The 14,294-nt window shown below is 60.6% G+C and carries 14 protein-coding genes; 7 read left to right on the forward strand and 7 right to left on the reverse strand.

The features are described 5' to 3' along the window. Positions 1 to 79: 79 nt before the first annotated feature. From NMB39_RS28255 to NMB39_RS28275, 5 genes are all read right to left on the reverse strand, one after another. Positions 80 to 2,143 carry a GGDEF domain-containing protein gene (locus NMB39_RS28255; protein ID WP_494339765.1) on the reverse strand — a complete coding sequence of 688 codons (2,064 nt, stop codon included), beginning with the start codon at positions 2,141 to 2,143 and terminating at the stop codon, positions 80 to 82. After that, complete coding sequence (locus tag NMB39_RS28260; protein WP_046070282.1) at positions 2,140 to 3,018, reverse strand: endonuclease/exonuclease/phosphatase family protein; 879 nt, start codon at positions 3,016 to 3,018, stop codon at positions 2,140 to 2,142. Before NMB39_RS28260 ends, NMB39_RS28255 begins: the two co-directional genes overlap by 4 nt. Positions 3,019 to 3,028: 10 nt before the next feature. Then, positions 3,029 to 3,664: a thiol:disulfide interchange protein DsbA gene (gene dsbA / locus NMB39_RS28265; RefSeq protein ID WP_057023183.1), complete on the reverse strand. Its 636-nt coding sequence runs from the start codon at positions 3,662 to 3,664 to the stop codon at positions 3,029 to 3,031. 169 nt (positions 3,665 to 3,833) lie between these two features. Continuing rightward, positions 3,834 to 4,460 (reverse strand): c-type cytochrome, encoded by a 627-nt coding sequence (locus NMB39_RS28270; protein ID WP_057023184.1) that lies wholly within the window; start codon positions 4,458 to 4,460, stop codon positions 3,834 to 3,836. 33 nt (positions 4,461 to 4,493) lie between these two features. After that, positions 4,494 to 4,715 (reverse strand): hypothetical protein, encoded by a 222-nt coding sequence (locus NMB39_RS28275; RefSeq protein WP_057023185.1) that lies wholly within the window; start codon positions 4,713 to 4,715, stop codon positions 4,494 to 4,496. Positions 4,716 to 4,907: 192 nt separating this feature from the next. Between NMB39_RS28275 and yihA the strand changes: the two genes are divergently transcribed. Further along, positions 4,908 to 5,549, forward strand: coding sequence for a ribosome biogenesis GTP-binding protein YihA/YsxC (gene yihA, locus NMB39_RS28280; protein ID WP_043048336.1), 642 nt, complete (start codon positions 4,908 to 4,910; stop codon positions 5,547 to 5,549). Between the two features lie 268 nt (positions 5,550 to 5,817). On the opposite strand, the gene polA is transcribed toward yihA, so the two are convergent. Beyond that, positions 5,818 to 8,613, reverse strand: coding sequence for a DNA polymerase I (gene polA / locus NMB39_RS28285; RefSeq protein ID WP_057023186.1), 2,796 nt, complete (start codon positions 8,611 to 8,613; stop codon positions 5,818 to 5,820). 74 nt (positions 8,614 to 8,687) lie between these two features. Between polA and NMB39_RS28290 the strand changes: the two genes are divergently transcribed. Next, the gene (locus NMB39_RS28290) at positions 8,688 to 8,978 is read left to right on the forward strand and encodes a DUF2782 domain-containing protein (protein ID WP_016978788.1); all 291 of its coding nucleotides are present in this window, start codon (positions 8,688 to 8,690) and stop codon (positions 8,976 to 8,978) included. 56 nt (positions 8,979 to 9,034) lie between these two features. Then, positions 9,035 to 9,988, forward strand: a complete 954-nt coding sequence (locus NMB39_RS28295; protein WP_057023187.1) for a homoserine kinase — start codon at positions 9,035 to 9,037, stop codon at positions 9,986 to 9,988. A gap of 519 nt (positions 9,989 to 10,507) precedes the next feature. Here the strand turns inward: NMB39_RS28295 and NMB39_RS28300 are convergent. Further along, positions 10,508 to 11,437: a zinc ABC transporter substrate-binding protein gene (locus tag NMB39_RS28300; protein ID WP_494340615.1), complete on the reverse strand. Its 930-nt coding sequence runs from the start codon at positions 11,435 to 11,437 to the stop codon at positions 10,508 to 10,510. Between the two features lie 58 nt (positions 11,438 to 11,495). Here NMB39_RS28300 and zur point away from each other — a divergent pair, with 58 nt between their 5' ends. Genes zur through NMB39_RS28320 form a run of 4 tightly spaced genes read left to right on the forward strand, consistent with a single transcriptional unit; the run spans position 11,496 to position 14,286 of the window. After that, on the forward strand, positions 11,496 to 11,978 hold the full coding sequence (gene zur / locus NMB39_RS28305) for a zinc uptake transcriptional repressor Zur (protein ID WP_043048330.1): 483 nt from the start codon (positions 11,496 to 11,498) through the stop codon (positions 11,976 to 11,978). Further along, positions 11,978 to 12,748 carry a zinc ABC transporter ATP-binding protein ZnuC gene (gene znuC / locus NMB39_RS28310; RefSeq protein WP_057023188.1) on the forward strand — a complete coding sequence of 257 codons (771 nt, stop codon included), beginning with the start codon at positions 11,978 to 11,980 and terminating at the stop codon, positions 12,746 to 12,748. The genes zur and znuC overlap by 1 nt, the downstream gene beginning before the upstream one ends. Further along, positions 12,741 to 13,529: a zinc ABC transporter permease subunit ZnuB gene (znuB, locus tag NMB39_RS28315; protein ID WP_057023189.1), complete on the forward strand. Its 789-nt coding sequence runs from the start codon at positions 12,741 to 12,743 to the stop codon at positions 13,527 to 13,529. Before znuC ends, znuB begins: the two co-directional genes overlap by 8 nt. 37 nt (positions 13,530 to 13,566) lie before the next feature. Further along, positions 13,567 to 14,286 (forward strand): PA5502 family lipoprotein, encoded by a 720-nt coding sequence (locus NMB39_RS28320; protein ID WP_057023190.1) that lies wholly within the window; start codon positions 13,567 to 13,569, stop codon positions 14,284 to 14,286. Positions 14,287 to 14,294: the final 8 nt, after the last annotated feature.

Genomic DNA, 14,294 nt, shown 5'->3' on the forward strand with positions numbered 1-14,294 from the left:
ATTACACTGAAAGTCGATAATGCAACAGTGTAACGTAACGTGTATGCCCAGGCGGTCAAATTACAAAATGGAACATCTTTTATGCCGCCTGTACCTGGTTCCGTCCCGCCGCCTTCGCCTTATACAGCGCTCCGTCGGCGCGCTTGAGTGCCAGGTCGCTGCGCTCGCCGGGCTGAAACTGCGCCACGCCCATGGATACCGTGATCGTCACCGGTTCGCCCTTGAAGTGGAACGGGCAGGAGGCGATGGCGCCGCGCAACACCTCACCCACGGCCAAGGCATCCGCCAAGGTTGAATCGGGCATCAGCAGCACGAACTCTTCGCCGCCGAAGCGTGCGATGAAGTCGGTGGGCCGCAGGCGCTTGCTCAGCACATTGGCAATGATCTTCAAGACCTTGTCGCCCGCCAGGTGACCGTAGCCGTCGTTGATACGCTTGAAGTGATCCAGGTCGAGCATGGCGAGCGAGAGGCTGTTTCCACGCTGATGCCAGGCGTTGACCTCATAATCGAGGCGCTCGCTCCACGCGGCTCGGTTGGGCAAGCCAGTGAGCGGGTCGAGCAAGGCCTTCTGGCGCTGCACTTCCAAGTGCTCGCGGTAACCCAGGGCTTCCTGTTCCATGTTGGCCACCCGCTCCGCCAGGCCTTTGAGGCGTGCGGCCACTTCCTGTTCGCGCTGGTCGCGCTGCTGCTGATGGGCGTCCATGGTGCCGAGCAAGCCTTCGAGGTGGCTTTCGAGCACTTGCTTGAGGCTGTCCAGATCGGCGGCGTCCTGCACGCTGCTTTGCAGCCCGTCGACCTGTTCACGGATCTGCGTATCCAGCTTCCGCGCAGCCAGGCTGCTATCGGCGTGATCTTCGCTGGCGACCTGCAGATGGCCCTGGAATGCCTCGAGGCGCTCGTTGAGCTGCTTGAGATAAGCCTCGAACTCATGCTGGCCGCTGTCAGTGATCGCCAACATCAGCACCGCCAAGTCATCGAGGATCGGCAGCAGTTCGTACCAGTTCAGGCCATGGGCGAGGCGCTCACGCATGGCCTCGGCCTGGGGCCGGTGACGCTCGGGCAGCGACAAGTCTTCCAGCAAGCCGAGTAAAGTGTCTTCGATGTGCTTGGCCACCGAGCTGTAGGACGGTTCGGGCGAATCAGGCAGGGCGTATATCCCGCCTGATTGCAGGTCGTCTGGCTCGGGGCTTTCCAGCACGGGCGGCAGAGACAGGCTGCCGATGGTGGTTTCATCGGGTATGTCTACTTGAACCTGCGGTGCTTCGATAAAGGCGGCGAGTGCACTTTCATGCGCAGGCTCCGCAATCGGTGGCTCCTGCACGTCGGGCTCAATTACTGGCGCAGTCGCTACCGTAGGTTGCCCTTGAGCGGGGGCCTCGAATACAAATGTGTCACTGCTGGCCTCTTCCACCTTGGCCTGCGCAACAGCCTCTGGCTTAAAGGCGACGGGTGTTTGCGGCGCTGGCGCAAAGGCACGCAAGGCTTGTGTCAGTTCTTCCGATTGCGTGGGCTCTTGGGGCTCAGGCACCGGTTTTGGCACAACAGGCTTTGACGGCGATACTTCTGGTGGAGACAGCGGCGCGACGTCAGCCTCTGGGGCTTCACTCGAGGCGTCTTTACTACCAAACAAACGCTGCAGCAGGCCCGGCCCCGGACGCGCGGTTTCGCTCTCAGGCTCCAGGTTGTTCAGCGCCTGCCCTTGCAGGCTGCTCAGCTCACTGAGCAGCAGTGGTATCTCCCGCGCTTGCCCGACGCGGCCATCGAGCTGCTTGGCGAAGGTTTTCAGCGGCCGCGCCACCTCGCGGGGCAGGGGGAGCTTTTGCAACTGGGCAACCAAGGCGGTGAGCGCGGTGCTGATCTGGTCGACCCGGGTTTCGCGACGCTGCTCGGAATCGAGCACGGCCTTTTCCAGGCGTGGCAGCAAGGCGGCGAGGGCAGCGTCCATATCGTCGGTACGCACGACGTCACGCATTTCCTTCATGCATTGATCGACGGCGCGATCGGTGCCTTCAGCAGCCAGCGTGCTGCGTACCAGCCCGCGGCGCAGCAGGTCGAGGCGGGCAGCCCAGCGGCGTTCGAGCTTGTCCTGCTGCTCGATGCTCTTGAGGTATTTCTCTTTCCAACGCTGGGCGTCGTCGCTCATGCAAGGGGTCCGCTGGTGCCTGGGCTCAATGCGGGGAACGCATCAGCCGTGAGCGAACCCGGCAGACGAATCTCTACCGCGACCGGCAGGTGATCGGAAATAGGTTGCGCCAGTACCTGCACGCTTTCGAGCGTAAGGGTCGGGCTGAGCAAAATATGATCAAGACAACGCTGTGGGCGCCAGCTGGGGAACGTGGCCTCGACTTGCGGCGCCAATAGTCCGAGGTCGCGCAGCGGGGAATTCTGCAACAGGTCATTGGCATGGGTGTTCATGTCACCCATCAGCACCTGATGCTTGTAGTTGCCAATCATGTCACGCACGTAGGCCAGTTGCAGGTTGCGCGTGCGGCCGCCGAGCGCCAGGTGCATCATCACCACCACCAAGGCCTCCGGGCCTTCGCCGAAACGCACGAGGATCGCCCCGCGCCCTTTGGGGCCTGGTAACGGATGATCTTCGATGGCGGTGGGCTTCAGGCGGCTGAGCACGCCATTGCTGTGCTGCGCCAGGCGCCCGAGGTTGCGGTTGAGTTGTTGGTACCAATAAGGGAAAGCACCGAGCTGGGCAAGGTGTTCCACCTGATTGATATAACCGGAGCGCATGCTGCCGCCATCGGCTTCCTGCAAGGCGACCAGGTCGAAGTCGTTGAGCAGGGTGCCGATTTTCTGCAGGTTACCGGCCCGACCATTGTGGGGCAGCAGGTGTTGCCAGCCACGGGTAAGGTAGTGCCGGTACTTCTCGGTACTGATACCGACCTGGATATTGAAGCTGAGCAGGCGCAGACGGCTGTCCGGCGGCAGCCCCGTGGACTCCAGGTGGTGCTCGTTGACCTGCGGGTCATGCAAGCCAACAGCGCGTTCGGTACGCCAGCGGCGCATAACGAGCCCCTTACTTGGCTGCCCGCTCTTTGGCGATCAGCTGGTCAGCGACATTGAGGGTCTGCTCAGGACCACCGGTAGAGCCCAGGTCGAAACGGTACTTGCCGTTGACGATCAGGGTCGGAACGCCTTGCACGCCGTACTTCTGTGCAAGTTCCTTGGCCTGCTTGATCTGGCCCTGGATGGCGAAGGAGTTGAAGGTGGCCACGAACTTGTCCTTGTCGACACCCTGGGTGGCGACGAAGTCAGCCATTTCTTCTGGCTTGGTCAGGCGCTTGCCTTGTTTCTGGATCGCTTCGAAGACGGCGTTGTGGACCTTGTGCTCCACACCCATGGCTTCCAGGGTCAGGAACAGTTGGCCGTGGGCATCCCATGGGCCGCCGAACATGGCCGGAATGCGCTTGAAGTTCACGTCCGAAGGCAGTTTCTCAGCCCAGGGATTGATGGTCGGCTCAAAGGCGTAGCAATGCGGGCAGCCGTACCAGAACAGCTCCACTACTTCGATCTTGCCTGGCACCGATACTGGAACCGGATTGCTCAGTTCGACATAGGTTTTACCGGCTTCAAGCGGCACATCGGCTGCTTGCGCGGTCATGCCGAAGAGGCTGGCAGTGACGAGAGCGGCGCTGAGGATCAGATTACGCATGCTTTACTCCTGGACAAATAAAGTCGCCTCACGCGACCTTTTGTTGTGACAGGTCTACGCGGGCATGAGTTCGTTAGTGTAACGGCAGCGGCCACAAAAAAGGGCGGCCTGGGCCACCCTTTTTATGCTTGCATCGCGGGATTAATCGAGTGTTAACGTTGCGTGCAACTTAATGCAGGCCCTGGATGTAGCTGGAGACGGCTGCAATGTCTTCGTCACTCAGCTTGCGAGCGATGGTACGCATGGTCATCGCGTCGCCATCGTTGGCCCGGCCGGCTTCTTCCTTACGGAAATCGGTCAACTGCTTGGCAATGTATTGAGCGTGCTGGCCACTCAAATGCGGAAAACCAGCCGTTGCATTACCAGCGCCGTTCGGCGAGTGGCAACCCGTGCAGGCAGGCAGGCCCTTTTCCAGATCGCCGCCACGGAACAGCTTCTCTCCGCGAGCCACCAGTTTAGGATCAGCAGCTCCCACACTGCCTTTCTGGCTGGCAAAATACGCCGCGAGGTCCGCCAGGTCCTGATCGTTGAGGTTGGTCAGCAAACCGGTCATTTCCAGCACCGTGCGCTTGCCATCCTTGATGTCGTGCATCTGCTTGCTCAGGTAGCGTTCACCCTGGCCCGCCAGTTTGGGAAAGTTCGGCGCCGGGCTGTTGCCATCCGGCCCGTGGCAGGCACCACACACGGCGGCCTTCGCTTGACCGGCAGTGGCATCACCTTTGACGGGGCCCTCTGCAGCGACGGCAGCGCCTGTGATGCCCAAGGTCAACAGCAGACTCACGATCAGTTTGTTCATCAGCTAATCCAACTACGGCTAAGGGTTTAAGAGTTATCTACCGGGTTTACTCACCATCAACTCAATGACGGCCTGGTAATCCTCAGTACTGCAGTCCATGCACAAACCACGCGGCGGCATTGCCTTGAAACCCTGGGTCATGCGTGGCAACAGCGTGACCACGCAAACTCGGTTGTACAGCGCTTCCGGATCCTGTGTAGCCTGAGCGCCATAAAGCGGGTCCAGGACACCAGAAGCGGCAACCATTGAGGCCATACATCGACCTTTTCAGGGTTTGAGAGCGTTTTGCGTTCTAATGCGCAATAAAGGTCTATCGCTCCCGTGAACTTCATCCTTCGCTGGGACAAAGCACACACAAAATCTGCGGCATTATATACTGGCGCTACTGAAACGGAAACGACACCGCTTGCCGCACCCTTTTTCGGCACCGCCCACATCGGAAATCTCATGCAACTCAAGAATCCCATCCTCGGCCTGTGCCAACAGTCCACGTTTATGCTCAGCGCCGCCAAAGTGGACCAATGCCCCGATGACGAGGGCTTTGAAGTCGCCTTTGCCGGCCGCTCCAACGCCGGTAAATCCAGCGCGCTGAACACTCTGACCCACGCCAGCCTGGCACGCACCTCGAAAACCCCGGGCCGCACGCAACTGCTCAATTTCTTCAAGCTAGACGATGATCGGCGTCTGGTCGACCTGCCGGGCTACGGTTATGCAAAAGTACCCATCCCGCTGAAGTTGCACTGGCAGCGTCACCTCGAGGCTTACTTGGGTGGTCGCGAGAGTTTAAAGGGCTTGATCCTGATGATGGACATCCGTCATCCAATGACCGATTTCGACCTACTGATGCTCGACTGGGCTGTCGCCAGCGGCATGCCGATGCATATTCTGCTGACCAAGGCCGACAAGCTCACCTACGGCGCAGCCAAGAACACCTTGCTCAAAGTGCAGTCCGAAATCCGTAAGGGCTGGGGCGACGCGATCAGTATCCAGCTGTTCTCAGCGCCAAAACGCATGGGGCTGGAAGAGGCTTACACCGTACTGGCCGACTGGATGGAATTGGCGGACAAGGGCGCAGAAGTTACCGAGTAACTTTCCTGCGGGCAAAAAAAACCCCGGACTTCGTATGGGGAGGGAAGTTCGGGGTCCAAGTTCCGGACCGCTAGGGCGGGGTCCAGATATCTGCCAACACTTAACACAACATAGGAGCATTGAAGGGCTTCACCACCCATTCAGTAACTCTGAGTCGCAATTCACGGGTTAAGTTCCGGCAGGCCCGAAAAACTATTGGAAATAACTGACGGCGATTTCCGATCTAAAGCGCTGCACCGCCCCACGCAGTGGTGGTGCAGCTGCAGGATCAGTGTGCTTCGTCCCAGTTGTCGCCCACGCCCACATCCACCACCAACGGCACATCCAGCTGTGCCGCGGCGCTCATATGTTCGCGAATCTTCTCGCCGACCTGCGCCACCAAGTCTTCGCGCACCTCGAGTACCAGTTCATCGTGCACCTGCAGGATCACCTTGGCATCCAGGCCCGATTCGGTCAGCCAACTATCCACCAATACCATGGCTTTCTTGATGATGTCCGCCGCCGTGCCCTGCATCGGCGCGTTGATCGCTGTGCGTTCTGCCGCTGCGCGCTCCTGAGGCTTGTTGGAGTTGATATCCGGCAAGTACAACCGGCGCCCGAAGAAGGTTTCCACATACCCCTGGTCGGCAGCCTGGGCACGGGTGCGCTCCATGTACTCGCGAACTCCGGGATAACGGGCAAAGTAGACATCGATATAAGCCTTGGCGGTCTTGGTATCGACGCCAATGTCCTTGCCGAGCTTCTGGGCGCCCATGCCATAGATCAGGCCGAAGTTAATGGCCTTGGCGCTACGGCGCTGATCGGATGTGACTTGGCCCAGCTCGACCTTGAACACCTCGGCCGCCGTGGCCGTGTGCACATCCAGATTATTGCGGAAGGCATTCATCAAGCCTTCGTCTTTGGACAGGTGCGCCATGATCCGCAGTTCGATCTGCGAATAGTCCGCCGCCAGCAGTTTGTAGCCCTTTGGCGCGACAAACGCCTGGCGAATCCGCCGTCCTTCGGCAGTGCGCACCGGGATGTTCTGCAAGTTCGGGTCACTGGAGGACAACCGCCCGGTCGCCGCCACGGCCTGATGATAAGAGGTGTGGATGCGCCCGGTACGCGGGTTGATCTGTTCAGGCAGGCGGTCGGTGTAGGTGCTTTTGAGCTTGCTCATGCTGCGGTACTGCATCAGCACCTTGGGCAACAGGAAATCATCTTCGGCCAGCTTGGCCAGCACTTCCTCGGCGGTGGACGCCTGGCCCTTGCCGGTCTTCTTCAACACCGGCAAGCCCAGTTTTTCATAGAGGATCGCCCCAAGCTGCTTGGGTGAACCCAGGTTGAACGCTTCGCCGGCGATCTCGAACGCCTGGCGCTCCAGTTCAACCATCTTGTTACCCAGCTCGATGCTCTGGATGCCCAGCAGGTCCTTGTCCACCAATGCGCCCTGGCGTTCGATACGCGCCAGTACCGGCACCAACGGTATCTCGATATCCGTCAGTACACTGGCAAGGCTCGGGATCGCCGCCAGTTGAGCGTGCAGGGCCTGGTGCAGGCGCAGGGTTACGTCGGCATCTTCCGCCGCGTAAGGGCCGGCCTGCTCGAGTGGGATTTGATCGAAGGTCAGCTGCTTGGCGCCCTTGCCGGCGATGTCCTGGAAGCTGACGGTGTCGTAGTCCAGGTACTTCTTCGCCAGGCTGTCCATGTCATGGCGGGTGGCGGTGGAATTCAACACGTAGGATTCAAGCATGGTGTCGAAGGCGATACCCCGCACGGTAATGCCTCGCGCCGGGTCACCGCCGATGGCGCAGTTGGCCAGGATGTTCATGTCGAACTTGGCGTGCTGGCCGACCTTGCGTTTGGTTGGGTCTTCCAGCAACGGCTTCAGGGCCAGCAATACCGTGTCACGGTCCAACTGCTGCGGTGCACCGATATACGAATGAGTCAGTGGGATGTAGGCCGCTTCATGGGGCTGCACGGCAAAGGAAACTCCCACTAACTGCGCCTGCTGGGCGTCGATGCCGGTGGTTTCGGTATCGAAAGCGAACAGCGGTGCGTCGTTGAGCCTTTTCAACCAGTCATCGAACGTCGCCTGGTCGAGGATGGTGGTGTATACCGCCTCGACAGGCACCGCCGCCGTGACTTCGACCATGACTTCGACGACTGGCGCAGCCTCGGTGGAAGCCTTGAGTTCGACCCGCTTGGCATCGCGCAGGATCTCTTCGTACCAGCTCTTGAACTCAAGCAGCGTGTACAGCTCCAGCAGCTTCTCGCGATCCGGCTCGATCAGATGCAGATCATCCAGGCCCACTTCCAGCGGCACATCGACCTTGATCGTCGCCAACTGATAGGACAGGAATGCCATCTCCTTGTGCTCTTCCAGCTTGGCCGGCAGGGTCTTGGCCCCACGGATAGGCAAGGTCGGCACGATATCCAATTGTTCGTAAAGCTCTTTGAGGCCGCCATTCACCCCTACCAGCAAGCCCGAAGCGGTCTTCGGGCCAATGCCCGGAACGCCTGGGATATTGTCGGAGGAGTCTCCCATCAACGCCAGATAGTCGATGATCTGCTCCGGAGCGACGCCGAATTTCTCCTTTACGCCCTCAACATCCATCGAGCTACCGGTCATGGTGTTGACCAAGGTAATGTGACCGTCGACCAGCTGCGCCATGTCCTTGTCGCCGGTAGAAATCACCACTGGGCGGCTGGCGGCCGCGCTGCTGCGGGCCAGGGTGCCGATCACGTCATCGGCCTCGACGCCTTCGACGCACAGCAAGGGAAAGCCCAGGGCGATCACGCTCTGGTGCAGCGGCTCGATCTGCAGGCGCATGTCATCGGGCATGCTCGGGCGGTTGGCCTTGTATTCGGCGTACATCTCATCGCGAAAGGTCCCGCCCTTGGCGTCGAACACCACCGCGAAGGGGCTGTCCGGGTACTGCTTGCGCAGGCTTTTGAGCATGTTCAACACGCCCTTGACCGCACCGGTCGGCAGGCCTTTGGAGGTGGTCAGCGGTGGCAGCGCATGGAAGGCGCGGTACAGATAAGAAGAACCGTCCACCAGGACGAGGGGCGATTGGCTCATGAGCAGGATCAACCTTTTCGGCGGGTCAGGCGCTAGAATAGCCGGACCAATGAAAACAAAGGGACAAGGTTATCATGCGTACATTCAATCGCCTGCTGTTGACCGGTTTGATTGCACTCGCTCCGATGGCTGCCATGGCGGCAGACAGTGCTCCTGGAGGTGATCCGGAAGTTACCATTCGCACGGAAGGCGACAAGACGATCCAGGAATACCGCCAGAACGGCTTCCTGTACGCGATCAAGGTCACGCCCAAAGGTGCGCCACCGTACTTCCTGGTACGCGCCGACGGAACCGATGCGAACTTCATCCGTTCTGACCAGCCGGATATGCTGATCCCGTCATGGAAGATCTTCGAATGGAAATGATTTCTTAATTTTAACCGGCGCCGCCCACGGCCGCGCCCGTAACGGCAGTTTTAACCATGTCTGTGTTTACCCCCCTGGCTCGGCCCGAGCTGGAAACTTTTCTCGCACCCTACGGGCTCGGCCGCCTGCTTGATTTCCAGGGGATTGCCGCCGGCAGCGAAAACACCAATTTCTTCATCAGCCTGGAACAGGGCGAGTTCGTCCTGACCCTGGTTGAACGCGGCCCGGTGGCGGAAATGCCGTTCTTCATCGAACTGCTTGACGTGCTCCACGAGGCTGATCTGCCGGTGCCTTACGCTCTGCGCACCACCGATGGCATCGCCTTGCGCGAACTCAAGGGCAAGCCGGCACTGCTGCAACCTCGCCTGGCCGGCAAGCACATCAAGGACGCCAACGCCCAGCATTGCGTCCAGGTCGGCGAGCTGCTCGGCCACCTGCACCTGGCCACCCAGGGCGCAAAGGTGCTGGAGCGCAAGACCGACCGTGGGTTGGATTGGATGCTAAGTGAGGGCGCGCAGCTGATTTCGCACCTCAACGACGCACAACAGCGCTTGCTGCAGGACGCGTTGAGCGAGATCGAAACTCACAAGGCCGAAATCCTCGCCCTGCCACGGGCTAACGTGCACGCCGACCTGTTTCGCGACAATGCGATGTTCGAAGGCACGCACCTGACCGGCCTGATCGACTTCTATAACGCTTGCTCGGGGCCGATGCTCTATGACGTCGCCATCGCCTTGAATGACTGGTGTTCGGATGTCGATGGCGTGCTTGATGGGCAACGCGCCCGGGCGCTGTTGGGGGCCTACGCGGGGCTGCGACCGTTCACAGCGAAGGAGGCCGAGCTATGGCCGACCCTGCTGCGTGTGGCGTGCGTGCGTTTCTGGCTGTCACGACTGATCGCCGCCGAGTCGTTTGCCGGCCAGGATGTTCTCATTCACGATCCCGCTGAGTTCGAGCTCCGTCTGGCGCAACGCCAGCAGGTCAGTGTCCACCTGCCGTTCGCGCTCTAAAGAAGATCTGCTCGGTCAACAATGTGGGAGGAGGGGCGGTGCGACGATTCGACTTGCCCCCGATTGTGGTGGGTCAGCAACAATTGTATTCACTGACACTCTCTCATCGGGGCATAGGTATCTACACAACTGCTTGCTCTTGCGCTGTTGCTGTTGCTCTGGCTTTTGATCTTGATCTCAGGCGCCCCGTCAAACACGCTGGCCGAACGCAGGCTTGAATCCGTGGGTAACCCGGCAGGACGCCGGGTTAGCCGCCCCGCGCCATGGATGGCGCGTGGCGGCGGCCCACGGATTCAAGCCTGCGTTCGGGCACACCGAGCCTAAGCGAGGTGCCGAGTGTTGGGGCGAAGGCCTTTTGGTTACTTTTGTGCCTTTACAAAAGTGACACGCCGTAAGGGCGTAACCCTAAGTGGCCGTTACCGCAGCAACGGATATGTACTCGGTCTGATCCAACATCCTGGTTGGCTGTCAGGCCGCCATCGGGAGCAAGCCCCCTCCCACATTTGGCCCCATTGAGGCTTACAACGACTCCAGGCACCCTGCCAAATCATTGCCTAGCTTCTCCAGGACCTGCTCATAACCCTGGGCGGTAGCCGGGGTATAGCCACCCAACGCGTCCAGCTCCGCCAACTTCACCGGCAACCCGGCAACCAGCGTCTCGGCCAATCGCGGCCGCAACGGCGGCTCGCTGAACACGCACGTCTTGCCCACCTCCTGCAAGCGCGTGCGCATCGCCGCCACATGCTGGGCGCCTGGCTGCACTTCGGCGGCCACGCTGAATACGCCGGTGTGCTTGAGGCCGTAAGCCTCTTCGAAGTAGTCAAACGCCTCATGGAATACGAAGTAAGGCTTGCCATCTACGCTCGCCAGTCGCTTTTTCAAGCGCGCATCCAACGCATCCAGACGCTCACCAAAAGCTTTGGCATTGCTCTGATAACGCTCGGCGTTTACAGGATCAGCCGCACTGAGGTCCGCAGCCATGCGCGTGGCGATTACCCGCGCGTTCACCGTTGACAACCATAAATGCGCATCGACACTGCCAGGTCGATGATCATGGTCATGCTCGTCGGCATCGTCGGCGTGGGAATGGCTATCTTCGCCGAAAATACGTAATTTCATCCCTGGCAGGTCCTGGACGGCCACGGTAGCGGTCGTACGGCCTTTCAACACGCGGGGCAGAAAGGTCTCCATATCCGGCCCGATCCAATACAACAGGTCCACCGACTGTACGCGCCGTACGTCGGATGGGCGCAAAGCGAAGTTATGCGGCGATGCGCCCGGCGGCAGCAACACCTCTGGAACGGCTACTCCATCCTGCACAGCAGCGGCAATCAGCTGCAACGGCTTGATGCTCGTCAGCACCTTGACCTCGGCCTGGGCGGCACTCGCGACGAACAAACTGGTGACAAATACGACAAAAACGGCAAAAAGTCGGGACACGATGACCACTCGATGGCGTAGGAACGGGTAACATAATAACGTCTCTATCAAATATCTGTCGCCGCTCATGCCTAAAACACCGCTTGCCAGCCGTCCCCACGACCACTCTCACTGCGTGCACACCGCATTGTCGGAGGCCGATACCCTGTGCGCGCAGAAAGGCTTGCGCCTGACCGCCTTGCGTCGCCGGGTGCTTGAGCTGGTGTGGCAGAGCCACAAGCCGCTGGGCGCATACGACATTCTCGGCGTACTCAGCGAGCAGGACGGCCGTCGCGCCGCGCCGCCTACCGTATACCGCGCGCTGGATTTCCTGCTGGAAAACGGTCTGGTGCACCGTATCGCCTCGCTCAACGCCTTCGTCGGTTGCAACCACCCGGAGCACGCGCATCAGGGTCAGTTCCTGATCTGCCGAGAATGCCACGCCGCCATCGAGCTTGAACAAAAAAGCATCAGTGACGCCATTATCAAAAGTTCTGCCGAGGTCGGCTTCAAGGTCGAAGGGCAAACGGTCGAAGTAGTCGGCCTGTGCGCGGGCTGCCAGGGGGCTTGATGAGCAACGCCTTAATCCGCCTGGAGCAGGTCGGCGTCACATTCGCCGGGCAAAAGGTGCTGGACAACATCGCACTGAGCGTGGAGCCGGGGCAAATCGTCACCTTGATCGGCCCCAATGGCGCCGGCAAGACCACCCTGGTGCGCGCCGTACTCGGCTTGCTCAAGCCCGACAGCGGCAGCGTGTGGCGCAAGCCCAAGCTGCGCGTGGGCTATATGCCGCAAAAGCTGCATGTGGACCCGACATTGCCGCTGTCCGTATTGCGCTTCCTGCGCCTGGTGCCCGGTGTCGACCGCGCCCGAGCACAGGCCGCGCTCAAGGAAGTGGGTGCCGAGCAAGTGATCGACAGCCCGGTACAAAGCATCTCAGGCGGCGAAATGCAGCGTGTGCTGCTGGCCCGCGCCTTGTTGCGCGAGCCAGAGTTGCTGGTGCTCGATGAACCCGTACAAGGCGTCGACGTCGCCGGTCAGGCCGAGCTGTACAGCCTGATCACCCGCCTGCGCGACCGCCATGGCTGCGGCGTGCTGATGGTCTCCCACGACCTGCACCTGGTGATGAGCACCACCGACCAGGTTGTCTGCCTCAACCGCCACGTATGCTGCTCCGGGCACCCGGAGCAGGTCAGTAGCGACCCGGCTTTCGTCGAGCTGTTCGGCAAGAATGCCCAGAGTCTGGCGATCTACCACCACCATCACGACCACGCTCATGACCTGCATGGTGCCGTCGTCGATACTCCCCACGTCCATGGAGATAGCTGCAAGCATGGCTGATTTTCTGCTCTACGCCCTGCTGGCAGGCTTGGCTTTGGCATTGGTGGCGGGCCCATTGGGCTCCTTCGTGGTCTGGCGGCGCATGGCCTATTTCGGCGACACCTTGTCCCATGCCGCGCTGCTGGGCGTGGCCATGGGCTTCTTGCTGGATGTAAGCCCGACCATCGCCGTGACCGCGGGCTGCCTATTGCTGGCGGTGCTGCTGGTAACCCTGCAACAGCGCCAGCCACTGGCCTCCGACACGTTGCTGGGCATCCTCGCGCCGAGCACCCTGTCCCTGGGCCTGGTGGTGCTGAGCTTCATGCATGAAGTGCGCATAGACCTGATGGCTTATCTATTCGGGGACTTGCTGGCGATCAGCCCGACCGACCTGGCCTGGATCCTCGGCGGTAGCGCGGCCGTGCTGATCCTGCTGCTGACCCTGTGGCGACCGTTGCTGGCGATCACCGTGCATGAAGAACTGGCCACGGTAGAAGGCTTGCCGGTGCCTGCCCTGCGCATGGCCCTGATGTTGTTGATTGCGGTGGTGATTGCTGTCGCGATGAAGATAGTCGGCGTATTGTTGATCACGTCGCTGCTGATCATTCCCGCCGCCGCCGCCCAGCGCCATGCTCGCTCCCCGGAGCAGATGGCAATCGGCGCCAGCTTCCTGGGGATGCTGGCAGTGTGCGGGGGCCTGGCGCTGTCATGGTTCAAGGACACCCCGGCCGGACCGTCGATTGTGGTGACGGCGGCCGCCCTGTTTCTGCTGAGTTTTGTCCTGCCCCGTCGAGGGGTGTAGACTTGCTCGCTTTTTGCGCAAATAGAGAGTCGCAGGAATGAAGCCGTTCACCTCCCGTTATCTGCTCCTTGCCGCATTTTCCCTGCTGCTGGGCGCCTGTCAAAGCACACCGTCCGCCGCCCCCGAGGCGCCGGACGCACGCGCTGCGGCTATCGCACAGCTGGAGCAAAACCTGGCCAGCAACGAGCTGGCCACCGCCGAAGACCAGCTCGCAGCGTTGCAGGCGCAATCGCCCAACGACCCAACCCTTGAGCCTTACCAGCGCCAACTGGCCGAAGCCTACTTGCAACGCAGTCAGATCGTGCTGCAAAAAGGCGACGTCAACGCCGCCGCAACAGCCCTGAGTCGTGCCCGTGCGCTGATGCCCAAGGCGCCCGCACTGACCGGTGGCGTCAACAGCGCTATCAGCCATGCGCGCAAAGCCGAATTGGATCAGGCAGAAGCCGCGTTGAAAGCCGCCGAAGCCAAGCCTGCGGCCAAGGTCATCGACCCCGCAGCACCGAGCACCACCGTGGCGCTGAACCTCGCGGATGTCGAAGACATGCGTCATCAGTTGGATGCCATCGCCACCGACGTGGTGAACTACCAGTGCGATGTCAGCATCCAGGTGCCGCGCACCCAGGATTACCCGTGGTTGGCCACGTTATTGACCAAACGGGTGAAGCGGATTGATTCGGGGTATGACCTGAAGATTCACCGGCAGATTTTGAAACATATTCCGGCGCAGGTTGTACTGATTCCGCGCAAAGCGGACTAAAGAGCATC

The organism is Pseudomonas sp. FBCC-B545 (assembly GCF_059134095.1).